A 20738-nucleotide genomic window follows, 5' to 3' on the forward strand; every position below is an offset into this window, starting at 1 on the left:
TAGTGAAGGTTATATTAAAACATCTTCTTAAAACCCTCGCTCCTTACTTTCCAAGTGCCATCTTTGGGAAAACCTATGTTTGGCGTTTCTTGTCCATCCCAACCTGCACACATTAAAGCTACTGCTGTTAATAAGCCTCCGTTTCCGGGAAGGTAAATCCTTAATCTATCATCTTGATAATTATGGCCATTTACTAAATAAGTATTGGTTTTTATGGGCATCAATAAAGCATCTATAGCTATATTTGGCATGTTTAAACGGGCTGCTGTCATGGCGGTCATCGGGAAATCCCAGCCCCAAGTATCATTCCAACTCCAATCTTTTAGGATAAGCTCAAAAGTATTTTTCATGATGGTTGTATCTACCATACCTGTTTGGGGTAGCATCCCAAAAGCACCTAAAACAGAAGGATGATCGGTTTTATATTCTGGATTGGTATAAGAATCTGTTGCACTTTCTGTAGCTAAATAAACATGGTTTTGAACGGGTAGCGGCGCTAAATTATTCATCACCATATTCCACTTTTCATTTTCGGGTAAGCCTAAGCGTTTCCTCCAAGTTTGAGCAGTTTGTAAAGCCCATTTCCAGTAACAAAGCTCATAAGTAGGATTAAAAGTTTCCTCGGCTTTAAAACGTTCTTGTGCAGGTATCAAAACCGGGCCTAAATCGTACTTTTTTGTTTTAGGATTAAGGTGCGCAAAAGAAGCCATAAAATCTGCAGTAGCAAAAACTAAATCTTTATAGCGATGTAAAATGCTATCACTAGGTTGATCTCTGTACAATAACTCGGTAAAAGTAATGGGGTGTGGCTGTTGCCAAATTAACATAGCACCAACGCTTGAAGGGACTTCTGCACCTTCATTATCTGTCATTTTTTGCCACCTCACACCATCAAAACCTTGCCTTTGGGCGATAGCTTTTGCGCCTTCTTTTACGTTGAAATACCAATCGGTACTTTTTCTTAAAATATCTGCTCTTCCCCATAAAGCAAAATGTACCGCATGCCACCAATGCATTTCTAAATGGGGTTTTCCAAACCAGCTATTGTAAGTTAAGCCCGTTTCTTGTGGCGGGTAATTACCAGCACATTGTATTTTGGTAAGGTATTGTGATAAAATAATTCTTCTTTCCAACTCTTTAGCTCTGGTATCTGTACTGCCAGAAAAATCTACGGCAGCACCACTTTGCCAAAAGTCTTCCCAAGCGTTTAAGTTGTTTTCCTTTAGCTCTTGAAAAGCTATGGATTGAAAATCATTTGTTTGAGAAAATCTTACAGAAAACTCAAATGAAGCCATTGATACAGCCGGACTCAGCACAAACTCATGCTTATTTTGCTCTTTCAATTGTGCTTTACCACTCCAATCTAAACTTGTGAAATAGCTACTTCCTTGTAATTGATGCTTAATAGATGAAGTAGAAATGGTTTTCTTAATGATTTGGGTTTGATGTTTCTCTGCCTCCCCGTAATAGTTACCCACATCTGCCCACTGCCCGTTTGGATATGGAAATTTCAACCTTACTTTTAAACGCCCTTTAGCAATTAAAGCAGATTGAACGCTAACCAAAACGCCATCTTCATTTTGGTTAGCTATGGTTTTAACCTGTACTTTTTCACCGTCAACTTCATATAAAGAGCTAATGATTCCTGTATACATGTTTAATTCTTGATGGATACTTTTGATAGCAGAAATACCAAGCTCTTTACCTTCTTTATCATAAAATAAGAAGCCTAAATTACCTAGTTGCAAACGGTGTTTATTTTGTCTAAACCAATTTGAAGCTTCTTTGGCTTTCGCCGATGTATTGTTTTGAACAGCATAAGTAACCGCTCTACCATATTGCTGATAAGCTTTAAAACTGTTTTCTAATTGATGACCAGCTGTATTTTTAAAGCTATCCCATGCCCATTCTGCCTGTGTACCAAGTGGCACACCTTCAGCATAAAAATCCGGAAAAGTTTGTAAGCCGGTAACATCAACCGTCATAGCAAATTTGCCATTACCAACCGTTAAAGACGCTAAAGCATCTGCATGTTCTATTTTTACAGTATGGCGCTCTACCAAAGCTTTACGATCTATTTTTTGTGCAAAAGATGAAGAGACACAGAACAAAATCGCTACAATGCTAAAGAACTTCATTACTTAAAATTTACTTCGTTAGATTTTTCAACTTTTACTTTTGAATTGTCTTTAGCTTTAATAATGATATTTTTAAGTGTCCAGTCTTTGGCATAAGTTATAGTACCAGCCATTTCAACCTCCAAATTAACATTGGTAAAAGTAAAATTCTCTACCGGCGAGCCTTCTAAACCCGCAACATTAAACGCTCTTTTAACACCTACACCTTGTACATTGCTGATATGTATATTCCTAAAAACCGGGATACCTTTTTCCGCAGGCTCTACCCTATTTAGCATTTTTTGCCAATGTACAGGCACTTCATCATATTTATACTCTTTGGGTAAAGTAGAATAGCTGTAAGTAGGATTCCAATTTTTACCAATTTGGAAGGCAACTGTTACGCTATCCATTTTTAGATTTTTGAGGTAGATATTTTCTACACCACCGCCACGCGTTAAGGCCGATTTGATATTTACTCCATTTGAAGTACCTAAGCCAGTTAAATTTTTGGCTAAGATGTTTCTAATCATCCCTGATGTTTCACTACCAAAAGTGATTAAGCCTGCACCACGCCTTGCAATATTATTTTGGATAACCACATATTCTGTTGGGCGATTTACCCTTAAACCATCCCAATCTCTACCGGCTTTTAAGCAAAAATTATCATCATTACAGTCGATATCACAATTTTGTACCAATACCCACGATGAAGAATCAATATCAACACCATCTGTACTTGGGCCTTTACCTTTGGTATTATTTCTAATGATTAAACCATCAACCGTTACATAAGTACTGTATAAAACTTGTACGCTCCAAAAGCCGGCTTCACGAATGTTAAAGCCTTTCAATTCTATATTTTGGCTGCTTTGTACCAATATGGTTCTTGGTCTTTTAGCATCGTAATCTACAATCCAGCGTAAACCTTTGGGCTCATAAGCTTTACGCATAGTCCAATATAAATCCCAAAAAACTTTTCCTCTTCCGTTAATAATACCGCTACCTGTAATAGCAGCATTTTTTTGCTCTATAATATTTACCAAAGCTGCTGGCCATTTCATCTCCATACCTGCAACACGAGTATCAATCAAAGGATAATCTTCTATATTTTGGCTACCCATAAGTTCTACATCGGCATCAATCATCAATTTAACACCGCTTTTAACAAATAGAGAACCTGTAAGGTATTTACCAGGCAATAATTTAACCACGCCGCCACCTGCTTTTTCACAAGCATCTATAGCTTGTTGTATAGCTTTGGTGCTTAAAAAAGTTGTATCGGCCTTAGCGCCATAGCTATTGGCTACGAACTCTTGTTTCTTAAATTTAAGTTTAGGAGAACCTACTTTTTTTGCCCAAGATGGGTCTTTTTCTCCGGCGAAAGTCGAAAAACTTAAAGATAAAAAAGCAAGTAATGTATATATTTTGATGGTATTAATTTTCATTATTAAAGTTTTAAATTCTGCTATTAATCTGTTAAGATATTCACTTTAGGCATCACAAAATTGTTTGGCTTGTCTGATGGTTCTAAACCAAAAAAGAAGTATAAAGTACGTTTTTGCTCGCCTGTAAATTCATTCATTTCTCCGGCTGGGCCGTACATCTGCGGACGAGGTGTAATTCTTAAACCCAATTTACTTCCCACGGCTGGTATACCTTCCAGAAAAGAAATATCACCAACGGGCAAAGCTGGATGTGGCTGCATGCCAGATAAACCATAAAAATCAAACAATCTCACAAATAAATCTTCTTGTGGTGTAGCAATGGTAAATTTCCCTTCTACGGTATTCATTTGCAACCAAGTGATGTTTGAATAATAACCCTTAAATTCTGGAAAAACCCACGGAGCAGAACCTGTTTGGGTATTATTATTAAAATTCTCCCATGTATTATAGGTAACACCTTGTAAACGGTTTTTCCAAACTCTAAATGGTCCTTTACCTAAAAATTTAGCCCCTAAAACATAATTTTCCGGATAATTGAAGCTGATACCTGCAAAAGGATACTTTCCGTTTAAAGCAAAGCTATAATCCATTTGTAGCCAACCGCTTGGGTACATGGTGTATGTAACAGTTTTCATATCGCCCGTGTATTGTACCTCTACTATGGCTTTATCACCTTCTTCGCGGTAAGCTATTTTAGAAAAAGCAGCATTACCACTTACCAAAACTGGTCCGTCTCTAAAAGATATAGCTGCGCTTTTATCATTAGCTAAAGCAGACAATCTACCTGTGTTTTTACTAAAGCTTACGCTGATTTCGCCACCTTTTAAAGTAATTAAGCTATCTTTTTCTGTAACTGTTGCTTTTGCACTTAACTTACTTTTTAACAGCGGGTTAATGAGGTTTTCATTGGTTTGGATTTTCCATACCCAACGGTAAATTTCCTCGCCATGTTGGTCTTTTGCGGTAAGGGCTAAAGCCTGATAGCTTTTCCAATCGGCCGCTAGAGGGATCTGAAAGCTACCTTTTTCAAAAGGTTCTAGGTTTGGCGCTATGGCAGTGCCACTTTTTAAAACTTTATAACCTGCTGTTTTATCTTCCGGAAGGTTAAAATTTAAAAGTTCCCAGCTTAATTTACAGGTATTTAAGTTGGTGAAATTGTATCGGTTTTCTACCTCAATTTTACCATCAAAATTGTCAGGCAGCTTTTGAAGCACTATTTTAAAAGGCGAGTATATTTCTTTAATAGCATTGTAGCTACCCTCTTTTTCGCGGTGTGGGCCCAATAAACCATCCGGAGCGTTAACGCCATTGGCATCTAACATCCCATTTCTATCGGTACGTACAATGGCTTCATCGGCGAAAGCCCAAATAAAACCGCCAGCACCTTTTTTGGCATTCCAATGCAAATCCCACATATCAGACAAACCAGCTGCACCAGCGCCATCATCTTGAGCATGCATAAATTCTGTTGGCATGTAAATATTGGTATCGGCAAGTATTTTTTGAGTACTGTTATAATCTTCGTAGTGATTGCAATCTATACCGTTAATGGCATTACCTGGTCTGTGGTGACCATGAATAACCGTACGTTTTGATAAATCATACTTAGCGTAATCATCAATTAAACTAAAGTTATGGCCGCCTTCATTTCCATTGCTCCAAAATAAAATAGATGGATGATTAGCGTCTCTTATCACCATTTCTTTTACCAAAGGCTCGCCTGCTTTTGTACTGTAAGCTTTTTGCCAACCCGCTAATTCATCTAAAACATATAAACCTAAAGAATCGCAATAGTTTAAGAAGGCTTTATCTGGCGGATAGTGCGAGCACCTTACTGCGTTCATATTCATACCTTTGATTAGTTTTACATCTTGTAAATCTAATCTAGCATTTACGCTTCTACCTGTTTCTGGCCACCAAACATGCCTATTAACACCTTTTAACTTGATTTTCTTACCATTCACATAAATACCATCTTGCTTTCTTACCTCAATGGTTCTGAAACCAAACCTATCTTGTGTTTGATGAATGTTTTTTCCTGCTTGGCTTATATAGGTTTTCACCTGATAAAGATGTGGTGTTTCTGCTGTCCATAAAGCCGGATTTTTAACTGTTGTTTTTAGAGTAACAACAGAATCTGCTTGACTATTGATTTGCTTTGTAGTAGCTACCAGATTGCCTTTTAAATCGCTAATTTCTGCAATTATTTCTGCACCTTTTAAGGGGTTCTTAAGGTTCACATTCATGGAAAAACTACCATCCGCTTTAGCGTCTATAGCTGTCCAATCTATATGCTGTTTTGGCGATGCAGCTAAGTAAACCGGACGGTAAATACCACCAAAAATCCAGTAATCTGCTAAACGCTCTGCATTATTTACAGAGTTATCGGCAGACATTTTACTTACTGTAACTTCTAATAAATTAGCTTGACCATATTTTAGCTTATCGCTGATGTTATACTTAAATCTATAAAAAGAACCTTGATGAATTGCCCCGGCAGATTTGCCGTTAACTTTCACTTCGGTATCTGTCATAGAGCCTTCAAAAACGATGTAAACATCTTTTCCCTTCCAAGCTGCTGGTACGGTAAACTGATGTTTATACAAGCCTTTTTCATCGGCAAAACGAAAGTTTTTACCGTAAGTAACATAATCTCTTCCGTAATTATATTCGCCAAAACCTTGTTGCTCCCAATGTCCAGGAACGTTAATTTTTGTCCAAAAACCTGCTTTTCTACCTCCAGTACACCAAAAATCCCAAGCTACGGTTTGTTCATTATCTTTACCAGATAGGTATTGGATTTGCGTTTGGGTTTGCGCAAAGCTTTGCAAGGCGCAAAAGGTTAAAAAGCATAAAAATAAGTTCTTCATCTTGATGAAATGTTAGGGCTTAAAATGCGTTAACGGTATTAAAGAAACCTGACTGGTTAAGCCAGAAGGTTTAGGCTGCCAATTTTTAGCAGTAAATAAACCATCGGCACCGCGGTTTTCTGGCAACCTTGATGACATATTGATATTGTAGAATATCTTATAATTCTGGTTGGTTTTATCCATCCATGATGCTCTGTTTGCCATACCGTTAGCCACTTGAATTTCTAAAATATTTTTTTTCTGGATTTTAGAAGCAGGAATTTCTAACTTATAATCTGGACCTATTAAAGTAGCCAATAACTCGCCGTTAAGGATAACTTTAGCGCTTTGTTCTACCTTGCCTAAGTCTAACAAATAAAAATCCGCTTTAGCTTTTGGCTGTTTAAATGAAGTGGTATAAGCGGCTGTTCCTGAGAATTTCTCGTAATCTGCACCGTTAACTGTCCAAGATTTTAGCTCTTTTAATACCAAAGGTTGAGGCAAAACAGGTCCGCCTTTAATGAACGTTACTTTCCACTCGTTACCTAACGAAATTGCGTTTCCTGCTGCTTTAGCATAAGGATAGCTAGTTTCATTAATCTCATTATCAAAAGTTTGTAGGATGCAGCTTTCGCCTTTCTTTAACTGCAAATAAACCTGTGTGCCTTTAGCATCTTGACGGATAGCGGCATAACCTTTTTCGCCCGTCATAGGGTTAAATAATGCTACGCTATTGGCTTTGGTATTGATATTAACCCAAGTATCTACAGCTGCTGCACTTTCATTTAAAATGAAATAATATTTACCACCTTCGTAAGACCTACGTATGGTTGATAAACCTTGTATCTTCATGGTTTCTGCTTTTATCTGCGCAGCATCCATTAAAGCAGGTATTTCATCGCTTATTATAATGCTTCCTTTACCCACCAAGGCTTTCTTTAATTTACCGTTTTGCTGAAACTGAAGTAAACCCAAAACATCTTTAAAAGCCTTTTGTCTTTCTGCTAAGTTTGCTAAGCCCGGTACATCTTGAGGTAAGCTTTTATAAAATGTGATGTTAGCACCAGCATCGGCAAGTTTTAACAATTGCTGAATGGTTTCTAAAGGCATAAACTCTGCCGCAGGCACTAGAATGGTTTTATAGCTTATATCGGCAGTTTTAATTTGGTTGTTGGCTACGCTTGTAGCTAATATTTGCTTATCAGAAATATAATCAAAGGCATAACCGCTTTTGTTTAGGCTAGTAGCAACATGTTCAAAAGGTGTATTTTTAAAGCCATGTTCTATACCGTCATAATGTCTGATGATAGCTTTTTCTCTTTCTGCATAAGAATCTGCCATTGGCAAATACAAGAGAATATCATTATCTGCTTTTCCTTTTTGTAAGAAAGATTGAGAACGAGCCACATAGTTGTTTAAGGCCGAAAAATCATCCCAAAAACTATTGTTTGGCGTAAAATGAACAGCTGCATAAAATATCCACCCTGGCCAAGCAGCATCTTTTGGAGTGTAATTAGCTCCATGATAAAAATTATGGTTGATACCACCTAGGAGAAATACATCTAAAGCTTTTTTAACATCACTAAGGCTAGACAAGAAATGGTCGTTCTCCCATGTTGCCGCTTCTGATGAGGATAATAATTTACCCGTTACATGTGCCGCAGAGGAAGCAAATTTTACTCTTAAAATATCTGTTCCTTCTGCTTCAGGAATATCTGTTGCAGCATATAAATCTAAAATATTAGCTGGCGAACCATGTGCTTGGTTACGGATAAGTTTACCTTTTCCTTGCGCCCATTTATGCCAAGCTTCGGTATAATTTTCTAGTAAAAGGTCTGATATGGTTTGACGATAATCTATCAAAACTCTGGTTGCTTGCAGTTTATCATCTGTAGCGCCAAAAAGAGCTGGAAGAAAATTTCTTAAATCATAGCCTCTTCTGGTTTTAAACTCGGTAAGGAAATCTGGTGTCCAACTGGCTTCGCCAAAAGCATCATCAACCTCGTAAGAATCATTAAAAAATGCTCTTAGGTAAGATAAATCATAACCGTTAAAAGCTTTATCAAAATAGCTTAAATAATTTTCGGTAGCTTTTAAAGAAAAATGATCTATGGCATAACCCTCGCCACCGGGGCCGGCTCTTTCAACCATTTTACCATGTAAACCTTGGAAAAGCGCATATAAAGTCCAGTTACCTTTACCTTTTGGAGCCGTCCAATTTAATTGCCCTTGTTGGTCTAGCTTATCGGTTAAATCTAAAATTTCTCCTTTGGTAGAATAGCCAATTAAGGTTTGAGCTTTAAGTTTTTTAGGATACCTTACCTGATCAAAAGCATGTAATTGCAAATTTTCATTAGCGGTTATAGGTTCTTTTATTTTATCGATACTGATTTTCTCGCCTACAATTCTTAAAACCGTTTTTTGGTCGTACAATACAGGCGTACTTAACTTTTCGCCTTCTTTTAAGGTATAGGTTTGAGGAGCAAAATATTTACTAGCATCTTCATCTTTAACCCATGGGCCGCCAAATGGCCAGCCAGATGCTTGTGCCATATCTATACCTAAATCTAACTTTTTAGCTGTTTTTAAGGTATAAGTTAGCATATCCATCCATTTAGGTGATGTAAAATTGATAAACTTACTTTCCTGTCCTTTTACACCATAAATTGGTGTAATTTCTAAACCACCTAAACCAGCTTTTTGGTATTGATTTAACATCCAGGAAAGGTTAGCTGTATCTACAGCACTACCCTCCCACCACCATCTTGTCCATGGTTTAGTTTGTTGGGTAATTTGTGGCCACGTAGGCTGGTTCTGAGCAAATAATGGTGATAATGCCCCACTAAAAAATAAGGCTAAAGCAATTTTCTTGTATGGTTTTTTCATAATCTAGTAATCGAAGCAATTAAAACAGCGATTTAAAACGCTAAAAGGTTTCATCATCAAGCTTGTATACAAGCTTATTTAATGCTTTGATAATTGGTTAAAATCTATTCTTCTAAAATAGGCTATTTTATATATTCACCTATCCTGCTGTGTCCTGAGGAAAGAATAAAAAGCTATTTAACTATTTAGTTTCCGCTATCAAACCATAAGCTTTTGGATGGTCTTTTAAACTTATTAAAACCCTATCAAACATAATTTCTGGATCTAAAGCCATAATTTCTAATTGGTGTTTACCGGGCTTTAAATCATCAAAAACGAAAGTTTTAACAGCATTGTTACGCAATACATTTTCTTTCCACTCGGTACTTCTTCCTTGTACCACAAAATTTTTAATTTGCCATGTACCACCATCAATTCTAACAGCATATTTTAAACTGTATAAATTGTTTAATGGATGTGTAGGAATGGTAAAAACATCAACTTTAGCTTTCGCCGATGTGGTATTTATAAAATGGTAAGACAAAATTATGCTGTCTTGAGCAGAACCTATTTGACGGTTAAAATTACTTTTAACAACACTACCTGCATAACCTAAGCCATCAATTTTCTCCCATTTAAAATTTGAGGTTTCTTTTTTAGCCGAATAATTTACCGCATGGATAGAAACTATTCCGTTTTGCTCTATAAAAACATCGTCTTCTTTAGGTTGTGGATGATAAACTAATTGAAGCGTTTTTACACCCAAATTGGTTTGCAGCTTTAGATAAGCTATTTGCTTTTCTTGCTTTAACTGTGTAACATCGGGCTTAAGCCAAATTCTAATTTCTTTGCTTGCTAGCGATAGATTTCCGCTGTTTTTATATATTTTAAGCCATTTTGGAATTTCTAAAAATTGCCATGATAAGGTGACAGCCTGTTTCAAGAAAACATCTACGAAAGTAGAGTCTGATGATTTACCATAAAAAATAGGAAAACTGATGGTATCTGCTTGATGTGTTGGTGCTGTACCTTCAACATGAAGCCCCCAGGCTTCTGAACTTGATGTATTAAGTGTTGTGTTGGATTTTTTTGGCAAATCAAAAACTGGTAAACCACGTGGTTGAGCATGCATCATACCTTTCCATTTACCTGCGCTTAAAGAATCGTTATAAAATTTGGTAAGCTGGTGGATGTTATTAAAAGCTGTAGCAACAGAATCTTGATAAGATGTTGCGCTTAATCTGCCTTGTTGTTGGTATAAAACTGCTTTATCATGATATAAGAACTTCTTATTCATTTCTGAAGCAGCTAAAACCGGATAGGTGATTAATTGGAAATAGGCGTCTTGAAGATGAGTTGGGATAGTTTTTTTAAGCTGCAAAACTTCATGTTCTAATTGCTGATATTGCTTTATTCTTTTCTGACCTTCATCGCTATAAGCAAAATGATTGTATGCTGTTAGCTTAGTTGGCGTTGTGGGCTCTGTTTGACTCCAACCCATATATTCTGGCTTACGCTCAAAAGCCAATTGATAATATTTTTGAAGGATAGAATTTAACTTTTGAGCAATATTGGTACTAAAAATTTGCTGATACCATTGGTTTAAATGCTTCTGTATATAATTTTGCTGATGAAATGGTGTAATATCATAAGCCATATCTAAAAATAATTGCGTTTGATACTCGGCCGGTTTTATATCTCCAACGTTTAAAATCCATGTATTTTTAGCCTCATTACGGTAAGCTTTAAGCATTTCTTGATGAATTAGAGCGGGTGGCGTAGTACATAACCACAGATAATCATGCGGCCTGCCCCAATAAGAAACATGATAATAAACCCCCTCACCACCTTTTCTCTTATTTTCATCAGGATTACCTAATCTTCTGATATAACCGTAATTATCATCGGGCCAAACTAGGGTTACATCATCCGGAACAGCTAAACCATCATCATAAATATCTAAAACCTCTTTATAAAGTGTTAAAGCCTGTGGAATAGCTTTTATATCTTTTTTCAAAGTGTTTTTAAGCATCTGACGCTGGGCAGTAAAAACATCACCTAAAACTTTAATGGCTTCTTTGTTATTTTTAACGCCCTCCATCCCACTATCATGCACACCTCTTATTCCTAGGCTATAAATAGCATTAATGGAAGTTGTTTCGTTGATTCTTTTTTGCCAATAATCATTTATACTAGATGAATTATTAACATAATTAAAAGCGCCCATGGTAGTTTTATCCCATTCGTCTACATTATTTCTGAGCATAGGTTCTGCATGCGAAGAGCCAATGATGATTTCATATTGCTTGGCAATTTTTAGATTATCTGGGATATTAAAAAAAGCTTTTGTTCCTGGGTGCATAGCAGGCCAAATGGTATTTGCTTTAAGGCGTAGCAAAAGCTCGAAAATTTTAGCATAAGTATTAGGCCCTATGTTTTGTAGATTTTTATCGATGTTTTGCGCTGCCCAAGGTCTTAAGCCCCAATCTTCATCGTTTAAAAAAATACCTCTGTAAGTTACCGATGGGGTTTTAGAAATGGTATCCTTTATAGAAACACTCAGTTGCTTTTTCTTTTGCGGGGTAACATCTGCCCAGTAATACCAAGGATGAATACCTATTTTTTCTGAAACATGAAAAACACCATAAGCTAAGCCTCTTGCATCGCTTCCGGTAATGATGAGTACATCTTTAATGTTAGCTGTTGGATTTTTCAACCTTTTGATAGCGAATACCTCAAACTGGTTTTCAATTTCTTGAGCATGATAATTTCTAAATGATTTTGCCGGAGAGTTTTTAACCTGACCTAATATAATAACATTGCCTTTAGCTTGTTTAAGATTTTGAAAAATTTGGGGTTTGTATCCGCAAACAGCTTCTATATCTTGAGCTAGTAAATTGGCTACTACAGCATCTAAACCAGAAGACTTAGGATTACTTACTATACTTACTTGATTTTTAACACTATATAAATCAAAATCTTGTGCTTTGATATGAAAACACAGCATGGTAAGAAGAAGAGATAAGAAATGTTTTTTTGCCATATGGAAGTTGTAAATCATCATTAAAAAAATAAAGGCCGCTTTTACAAAAACGACCTTTATTAGTGGCGGGAGCCACGCTTATTAAACCAATTTTAAATTATGCAAACGAGTTAATATCTTTTGCAAAGGAAGCTCAAAACTAGGTGAATAAAACATGCTCCGCAACCTGTTGTATCCTGTACAATATTAATCTAACTTAAATGGTAAATACCAATTATTAGGATCTAGTAATTTATTTCTTACAGCTGTAGCGTTAGGATTACCTTCTCTTAATAATTTATTATAAATTCTATCAGCAAGGTAAGCTGGTTCACTTCTTCTTCTTGCAATACGCATTAAATCTCCCCAACGGTTACCTTCAAAAGCGGTTTCTAAACCAGCTTCTGTTATTAAATCGTTTTCTATGGTTAAGGTACTATCGCCAACTACGGTTCTTGCAGGTAAATTGGCTCTGTTTCTTAAACCATTATGGCGGTGCCAATTTGCTCTAAAGAAAGGAAAATCACCATTTCTAGCGTCAAAATCATAAGGTGCAGCGTCAAATGTTTGTTGTATGTTTGAAACATTTCTACCTGACACACCAGGTGTAGGATCGAAAACATTATTGATACCCGTATTTAAAAAGGCACCTGCTAGTTTATGTCTGTTATCACGGTTTGCTGCTTCCGCAAAACGTAGGTGTAAAGTTGCTGCTCTGTATAAAAACCAATTACCTTCTTTTTCAAATAAAACACGTGGAGTTAAAGTTCTATCATCTAAATAATAATAAAGATATTTCATTATAATTGGCCTAGATGGATGCTCCTGAATAGAAAGTACTTTACGAGCATCATAAGGGATACCGTTTCTTTGCGTTTCTGAATTCCAATTGTGTATACCTTGTGCAGATGGTTTTAAAAGATATTTACCACCATTTACAGAAAACAACTCGATAAAAGGATTTTCTGGCTGAAAGTTTTTACTGAAAGGTAGCGCCCAAATCCATTCTTGGTTCCATAACTCATCTCTACCTCTAGCAAAAATAGATTTCCAGCCTTGCGTAATGCTATTGATTAAAGCTGTAGCATCTTGCTCTCTGAAACGGATATAACCCACAGAAATATCATTATTGGTGGCTACTTCGGCAAATCTAACTTTGTAAATATTAAACCTATCGTTATCATTACCTGTATTTTCAAAACTTGTCATAACAGCTTTATAAGCTGTAGCGGCAGCTCTATAATTACCTTTCCAAAGGTTTAAATCGCCAATTAAGCATTGTTTATTGATGAAAAATTTTGCTGTTGGGTAACCGTCTACTGTTGTAATTAAAGAAGCGTTATTAGCATAAGTGTTTTTATAAGGTAAACCTTCAACAAAGGGAACCAAAATATCTAATAACTGATCAAAGTTTACACGTGGAAACTTATTGGTGTCTTTAATATCATTTAAATCTTCTAAAGGATCTGTAATGTAAGGGATAGTACCGAAATGGATACCCAACTGTAAGTAAACCCATGATCTGATACAAGCAACATCAGAATAGCGTTGGTTGTATTGGTCTTGTGTAAACTTATTTTCTCTTAGCATGATATCGAAATTTGCTAAGACATCATTACAGTTTATAATAACTTCATAAAATGGTTTAGGGCTAATGTAAGGGTTAGCAGCGCTTACTTCATGGTTATTAATTTCACGTAAAAAAGGGTCAGAATTTTCTGTAACCGTCATGTAATCTGCTCTTAATTCGTTTAAGATTACATATTGCTTGGCTAAATTCATCATTTTACCATAAACCCCTAGTACGGCAGCATCGGCATCAAATACGTTTCTATAGTATTGCTCTTTTACTAATCTATCTTGTGGTTCTACTTCTAAAAATTTATTACAAGACACAGTGGTTACTGCTAACATAGCAATTGCCGCATAGCTTAACCATTTTCTTTTATTGATTTTTAATTTCATCATTTCTATGCTAAAAATTCTACTGTGGTTATAGTCCTAATTTGAAACCTAATTGGAAAGTTCTTACTTGTGGTACTAAACCAATATCAACACCTTGGGCAAATAAAGCCGAGTTAGCGCTAAACTCTGGATCAAAACCTAAATAGTTAGATACAGTAAATAAGTTATTTGCTGTTACATAAACTTTAGCTGCTTTAAAGATTTTGCTTTTTACAGGCACATCATAAGCTAAAGCTAAAGTTCTTAACCTTAGGTAAGAGCCATCTTCTATCCAACGGTCAGAAAATTGTGCGTTACCCATAGGGTCTCCCCAGTTTGCTCTTGGTGTGTTGGTTATTTGTCCATCGGCTCTCCATCTGTTTAAAGCTACTTGAGTTTGATTTTCGAAACCAGACATGCTCTCTAGCTTATTTCTGGTACCGTTATATAAATCATTACCAATAGAAAAATTAAAGAACGCGTTTAAAGAGAATCTTTTGTATGTTAAAACACTATTGAACATACCTACAAAATCTGGATTAGGATTTCCGATAACTTTTCTATCTAAATCGTCAATAATATTATCGTCATTTAAATCAACAAAACGAACATCGCCACCTTCATAAGGCACTAAAGATGCGTTAGGTAATCTTCTTAATAAACCAGATGCGGTAGCTTCTGCCTGTGTAGCAAAAATCCCGTTGCTGGTTAAACCATAGAATAAATTAGCATCCTGACCTTCTTTGGTGATATAAGTAGCCCCACCAAAATTGGTCAAAAACTCGCCAGATGGCAAAGAAGTAATTTGGTTTTTATATCTAGAAATGCTTAAGCCTAAATCTAATTTTAGTTTAGATTTTCCTATAACTCTGCTGTTTGCGGTAAACTCGAAACCATTGGTTCTCATGGCTGCGTTGTTGTTGATAGCAAAATCAAAACCGGTGAAAGCGTTTAATCCTTCAAACACAATCATGTTTGTAGTTTGGTTGTTGTAGTAATCAAAAGTAAAGCTTAATTTTTCTTTTAATACGGCTACATCAAGCCCAATATTAGCTTTTTTAACAGTTTCCCATTGTAAAGCAGAGTTACCAATATTACCTCTTACTAAACCTTGTATACCAATTAAGTTTTGAGATACATAATAAGATCTTGAAGCGTAATTACCAATATCATCATTACCGGTAATGCCATAAGAAGCTCTTAGTTTTAAGAAATCTATAAAATTATTATTGGCCATAAAGTCTTCAGAAGAAATTAGCCATGCTGCACCAATAGATGGCATGAAAGCAAATTTGTGCTGACCAATTTTTACAGCGCCATTGTCTGCATCTCTTCCAAATCTGCTAGAACCATCTAATGCAAGGTTAAGCGTAAGGAAGTATTTATTCATTAAACCGTAATTGTTAGCCATATAAAGGTTCATCCAATTCCAGCTTCCTAAGGCTCCTCCTATTTGTCTTAAAGTAGTGCTACCTGCACCTACGCTTAAGAAATCATCAGTTGCAGAGTTAAAACCTAACCCTAAATCACTTTCAGAATCATTACTTTGAGTACGTAGACCTAGTCTTGAGCTAAAGCTGTGTTTATTAGCTATAGTTTTTTTATAGTCTAAATAGGTATCGTTATAAACACTAAATAATCTAGAAATCTCGCTACCAGACCTGTTTAAAGCAACTGCTGTTCTTAAGGTATCACTAGTTACACCTAACTGTGGTAAAAAGAAATTTTCTCTGCCTTTATCAAAAGTAATAGCGGCAATAGTAGCTAAATTAAGGTCTTTGCCTATTTTATAGTTAAATTGTAGGTTACCAAAAAATCTATAATTTCTATTGATACCAACTGTATTATCAGAAACTAAAACTGCAGGGTTACTTACATTAAAAATATCTGTATTTGCAAAATTTGGAGACTGTGTACCATCTGCACCAAAAACATTAGATGCTAAGAAAGGTGCTTTTGTTAAGCCTAAATAAAGCGGACTGGTGGTGTTAAAGTTATTTCCTTGGTCTCTTAAATTTTGTTGGTTGTAATAGAAAGATAAGTTTGCCTGCATGGTTAATTTAGGCGTTAAGTTTAAATCGCCATTTAACCTCATGTTGTACTTAGAAAAATCGGTGTTTTCTACTGCACCATCATTATTTACATAACCTAAAGATAATGAGTATTTTGCTATATTATCACCACCTGTTACTTTCATGTAATAGTTTTGATTGTAGCTATCTCTTAAAACCCTGTCTTGCCAATTTGTATTGTTATTGTAGGTGTAAAAATTTGCATTTGCTGAATTGTCATTCATAAAAGGCTGAGCTTGAATTTGCGTTTGACTTAAACCTCTGGTTTGTAAAACCTGAGTTAAGTAAGAACGATATTGGCCAGCATTTAATAAAGGTATATTCTGTGGCTGTTGATTAAAGCCTCCGTATACCGCAAAATCCATTTTTGTAGTTAACTCTTTAGCATGGCTAGTACTAATTAAAATTACACCATTTGCGCCTTTGGTACCGTATAATGAAGAACCATCTTTAATGATGCTGATATCTTCGATATCCTTAACATCAATATTGGCTAGGGCATTATTGAAGTTATTTCCCATCAATTCTGAGCTATAATCTTCCGTATCGTAAATAGCACCATCAACAATAATTAAGGGTTTATTAGTTGCGTATAAAGAGTTAAAACCTCTTAACCACAAAGTAACATCGCTATTTGAGGTGCCAGAACGGCGAACAGCATTAACACCAGCTAACCTACTTTGTAAAAAAGTACCAGGAGTTTCTGATGCTGCTTCCCACTGCGTTTTATCAACATTTAAAGACTTGGTAGCAAAAGTAACTTGGCTTTCTGGCTTTACCCCAACTGGAGTATTAACTTCTTCATAAAAGGAGGTGTAACCAGATTCATAAAGAACAATATCTACCTCTTGCCTGCCTTTTAAAGCAACCTCTTTGGTTTGATAACCACTACCACTAATAAGAATAGTAGAGTTTGGATAACGTACGGATAAGGTAAATCTACCTTTATCATCAGTAATATTAGCTGAAAAATTTGGCTGAGAAACGTTTATACCAGCTAAGGGCATCCCTGTAATAGCGTCTTTAACTACACCATTTATTTTAATTGCTTTGGCTGTTAGAGTTGCGTTTATAGTAACACTATCTTTTTGTTGAGCAATAACGTTAAAGCTTAAGACACTTAAAGTAAATAAGCAGCTATAAGTTAGTATATGTTTAGGTTTTATTTGCATCTTAATAATTCTATATTTTAACAATTATTACTTTATAATTGGAACCAGCCTTAAATAATCAAGCGTTACGGTATTGTTTCCATTAGTGGTAACTGTAGCGCCAATTAAAGCAAGTGGTATATTTGCTGTATTTGTAAGAGTAAAATCGCCAATGTAAACTTCAGTGTAATCGTTTACATTAACATTAAGATAAGGGAAAGTTGTAATGGTATTAACAACTAAACCAGCTGCGTTTCTTACACCACCTACTCTTAATCTCTGTTGGAAAACATTGGTTTGTATATCGTTTATAGCTCTCCAAAATACCCTGTAAGTTGTACTATACAATAAAGGTGTATTATAGCCTACTTCAAATAATGAAACACCGTGGTTTTGTACCATCAAATCATTAAATAAAATACCTTGTGGGTCTCTTTTATTTCTGAAATAAGTATTACCTCTTCTATCTCCTGGAATAAATTGTCTAGGGTTTTCTCCTTCTATTTTAGTGGTAACTAAACGGTGTCTTAATTCTACGTTCATATTTCTAACGATATGAATAAGACCGTTACTTGTTTTAATAGTTTCTATAATATTGTTTCTGTTAACAGGAACTTTGACACCAAATTTTGAAATTAAAGTATCTGGAAGGTTACTTGCTTTTAACTCGCCAGGAAAAACTAAATCTCTGATAGCGTATTGAGTAGCAATGTTTGTATTGGTGTCTATAGATGGTCTTAAAAAGTAAGGTAATAATTTATTTACCTCTATAGTAAGCGCTGCATCTTGCATTAAAAACATGGTATATTTTACCTCTTCGTTTCTGATGTTGTAGGTCTCGCGGGTAAACTCATTATCAAATAAAACATTGCCAGTATTGGTTTGGCCATTAGGGTATATATTGATGGTGTCTAAAGCAGTAATGAAAGCCGCTTGGCGGTAAGCAGTATTATTACTTCTAAGATATTCCCAAATACTACTTCTAGGAGTTAAAGCACCATTAATGATGTGATAAATACCATTAGCTGCAAATTTATTAGCCGTAGTAATTTGAATTTCATCTATCTCGTTTTGTAAAAAAACCAAATTTTTACCGCTTAACATTTTAAGGTTTAAAGAATCTGAGGCCATATCTGTACGGTAGGCCGATATTGCAATATGGTTTGCAACAAATCTCTTAAGTTGTGCGGTATCATTTATTAATGATGGACTTAAGGCTGTAATAACATCATTATTAGGCGCAAAAACGGTATAGGTTTTAGATGCGGCTATAACTGTATCATAACCGGTTTTTACCAGAAGTTTATTAAACTCTGATAATTCGTTATTTTCTGAAAGCTGCTCAAAAAGATTATCATTAACAATCTCATCGGTAACGGCTACATGCTCATCCCATTTATCATTACATCCGTAAATTGCTAAAGAAAGCAAGGTGGCTGATAGTAGTGTGTTTATATGTTTGCGAATATTCATCCTTTATGGATTATTTATAAAACTTAATCATCAGCTATTCTGAAAATACAATAGCCGATGATTATATTTTTGGTTAATTAATAAACTATCTCTCCGTTAGGTCCAAACCTTGGTGTTAACTGGTTTTGATCTACTGGTATAAAATGTATCATATCAATTGTGGTAGATAGCGCATTACAATTGGTTAACGGATCAAGTCTAAAAATATGTCTATTAGTGGTTTGAATATCCATAGTACCTAAAAAGCGACAATTCCAATTAAAGCTGTTAAATGTAATAGGATTTTTAAATCCTTGTGCTTCTAACTCTTCTGCAGACGGATCTGTGGCAACAGAACCTGGATCTGATTTTGTTCTGATTCTGGACTCTCCGAAACTAACTGTTCTTGAGAAAGGCACACCATTTAGAGAAGCATTAGCAATATTCTGACAGTTACCACTACCACGTAGTGCTCTAAAAGAAATCCATACTTTGTAGCGCCCTCTAATGATAACTGGTGTTCTAAACTCTATCCATTGCGCAACTGCAGTCCTTAAATTAATACTGATATAGTCTGAAAAATATGCCCCTGCAAAATTACCTGTACTATTACAACTATAAGTTAGTGCAGGGTTTAAAAGCCCACCCCATTTAATGTCTCTTAAACTATTTAATGGAAAAGCCTGTGATCTACCAGATACTCTAAAAATAGAAGGTAACTGACGAAACTCTGGTTGATCTGCAACATCCCAAAAAACAGCTGTTGGTACTCTTTTCTTGATAGAAAAATCTCCATTAACGAAGTGTAATACACCATTTGTGGTAGATACATCACTTAACTGACGGTTAGCACTTACCCCTTTTTCTAAAACTCCGGCAAAAATATCCTCGTTAAACAACACTGTATCCTTAGATAGCTTAACACTAATAATTTCTAAAGGAGCTTTGGTTTCATGTGATGGAGCAGTAACAATATCTGCCATGTATTTTAAACCTGGTAAAACTTTATAGGCTATATAAAGATTTAAACTGTCGGTTAAATTTAAAGGATTATTAGTTGATGAATATTTATTTTTTAAATCAGTAAACGAGTTTATTCCTTCTCTTCTATAAACATCATTGGTTATAGCCAAAACAGCTACATAACTTGGTGTACCATTGTTTACTGTTACAGGAGCATTTAATTTAATATCCCAGCCTGTAGCAATTAAAGCTTCGTTAAATATAGAAAGTTCTGGTTTAGAAGCTATTTCTTGTGCCAATGTCCTTACAGATTTTTGTAAGACACGGTCTAAACAATGTATAATACCATTACCAACTTTTATATTGCTTCTGGTAATACGGGCTGTTTTATTAATGATGATACTGGTGATACCATCTTCATTGGTTGCACCAGAGGTTAAAAACTGACCTAAAGCTGTAGGTGTTTTAATTTTACCATCAGTAAATGAAGTTGTTGAAATGGTATCTTGTATGATGTGTAATTTTACAACATCTTTTAAAACATCCAAATCTACTTGCTCTAAACTGGTTTTGCCTTGTTCTTCTAAAAATAGCTTAAAAGCATTATTATTAGGAGCAAAAACAGTATAGGTGCCATAAGCAGCTAAATAAGAGGCATTGCCTGTTAATTTTAATGCCTTCTTAAATTCAGAAAATTCAGAAGCCTCCTGTTCAAAAAAACCTGTAATATTTACACTATCATCTGTAGTTTGTGTAAATAATTCTTTTCTACAAGCGGAAACACTTAATATTAATAATAGAATTATTGCTATTATAGGTAAACGGTTGTATTTAAAAAACTTTTCCATATTCTAT

The 20738-nt window shown here is 35.4% G+C and carries 9 protein-coding genes; all 9 read right to left on the reverse strand.

Annotated features, from left to right (window positions below):
* Nucleotides 1–14 precede the first annotated feature (14 nt).
* The 9 genes from FYC62_RS06640 to FYC62_RS06680 all read right to left on the reverse strand — a co-directional run bounded on the left by FYC62_RS06640 (nucleotide 15) and on the right by FYC62_RS06680 (nucleotide 20731).
* Complete coding sequence (locus tag FYC62_RS06640; protein WP_149074393.1) at nucleotides 15–2138, reverse strand: hypothetical protein; 2124 nt, start codon at nucleotides 2136–2138, stop codon at nucleotides 15–17.
* Nucleotides 2138–3565 carry a glycoside hydrolase family 28 protein gene (locus tag FYC62_RS06645; protein WP_149074394.1) on the reverse strand — a complete coding sequence of 476 codons (1428 nt, stop codon included), beginning with the start codon at nucleotides 3563–3565 and terminating at the stop codon, nucleotides 2138–2140. Before FYC62_RS06645 ends, FYC62_RS06640 begins: the two co-directional genes overlap by 1 nt.
* A 23-nt stretch (nucleotides 3566–3588) precedes the next feature.
* Nucleotides 3589–6435, reverse strand: coding sequence for a glycoside hydrolase family 2 protein (locus tag FYC62_RS06650; protein WP_149074395.1), 2847 nt, complete (start codon nucleotides 6433–6435; stop codon nucleotides 3589–3591).
* A gap of 12 nt (nucleotides 6436–6447) precedes the next feature.
* Nucleotides 6448–9300, reverse strand: coding sequence for a glycosyl hydrolase (locus tag FYC62_RS06655; protein WP_149074396.1), 2853 nt, complete (start codon nucleotides 9298–9300; stop codon nucleotides 6448–6450).
* A gap of 181 nt (nucleotides 9301–9481) precedes the next feature.
* Nucleotides 9482–12322, reverse strand: a complete 2841-nt coding sequence (locus FYC62_RS06660) for a glycosyl hydrolase 115 family protein (protein ID WP_168199403.1) — start codon at nucleotides 12320–12322, stop codon at nucleotides 9482–9484.
* 186 nt (nucleotides 12323–12508) lie between these two features.
* Nucleotides 12509–14269, reverse strand: coding sequence for a RagB/SusD family nutrient uptake outer membrane protein (locus tag FYC62_RS06665; RefSeq protein WP_205943811.1), 1761 nt, complete (start codon nucleotides 14267–14269; stop codon nucleotides 12509–12511).
* A gap of 25 nt (nucleotides 14270–14294) precedes the next feature.
* Nucleotides 14295–17489 (reverse strand): SusC/RagA family TonB-linked outer membrane protein, encoded by a 3195-nt coding sequence (locus tag FYC62_RS06670; protein ID WP_149074398.1) that lies wholly within the window; start codon nucleotides 17487–17489, stop codon nucleotides 14295–14297.
* Nucleotides 17490–17516: 27 nt separating this feature from the next.
* The gene (locus tag FYC62_RS06675; RefSeq protein ID WP_149074399.1) at nucleotides 17517–18941 is read right to left on the reverse strand and encodes a fasciclin domain-containing protein; all 1425 of its coding nucleotides are present in this window, start codon (nucleotides 18939–18941) and stop codon (nucleotides 17517–17519) included.
* 77 nt (nucleotides 18942–19018) lie between these two features.
* Nucleotides 19019–20731 (reverse strand): fasciclin domain-containing protein, encoded by a 1713-nt coding sequence (locus FYC62_RS06680; RefSeq protein ID WP_039448642.1) that lies wholly within the window; start codon nucleotides 20729–20731, stop codon nucleotides 19019–19021.
* Nucleotides 20732–20738 lie beyond the last annotated feature (7 nt).

It is taken from the genome of Pedobacter aquae, assembly GCF_008195825.1.
Classification (GTDB): domain Bacteria; phylum Bacteroidota; class Bacteroidia; order Sphingobacteriales; family Sphingobacteriaceae; genus Pseudopedobacter; species Pseudopedobacter aquae.

Coding starts and splice junctions, on each gene's coding strand:
- FYC62_RS06670 (WP_149074398.1), bottom strand. CDS start 17,489: ATGCAAATAAAACCTAAACATATACTAACTTATAGCTGCTTATTTACT.
- FYC62_RS06650 (WP_149074395.1), bottom strand. CDS start 6,435: ATGAAGAACTTATTTTTATGCTTTTTAACCTTTTGCGCCTTGCAAAGC.
- FYC62_RS06660 (WP_168199403.1), bottom strand. CDS start 12,322: ATGGCAAAAAAACATTTCTTATCTCTTCTTCTTACCATGCTGTGTTTT.
- FYC62_RS06675 (WP_149074399.1), bottom strand. CDS start 18,941: ATGAATATTCGCAAACATATAAACACACTACTATCAGCCACCTTGCTT.
- FYC62_RS06645 (WP_149074394.1), bottom strand. CDS start 3,565: ATGAAAATTAATACCATCAAAATATATACATTACTTGCTTTTTTATCT.
- FYC62_RS06680 (WP_039448642.1), bottom strand. CDS start 20,731: ATGGAAAAGTTTTTTAAATACAACCGTTTACCTATAATAGCAATAATT.
- FYC62_RS06640 (WP_149074393.1), bottom strand. CDS start 2,138: ATGAAGTTCTTTAGCATTGTAGCGATTTTGTTCTGTGTCTCTTCATCT.
- FYC62_RS06655 (WP_149074396.1), bottom strand. CDS start 9,300: ATGAAAAAACCATACAAGAAAATTGCTTTAGCCTTATTTTTTAGTGGG.
- FYC62_RS06665 (WP_205943811.1), bottom strand. CDS start 14,269: ATGATGAAATTAAAAATCAATAAAAGAAAATGGTTAAGCTATGCGGCA.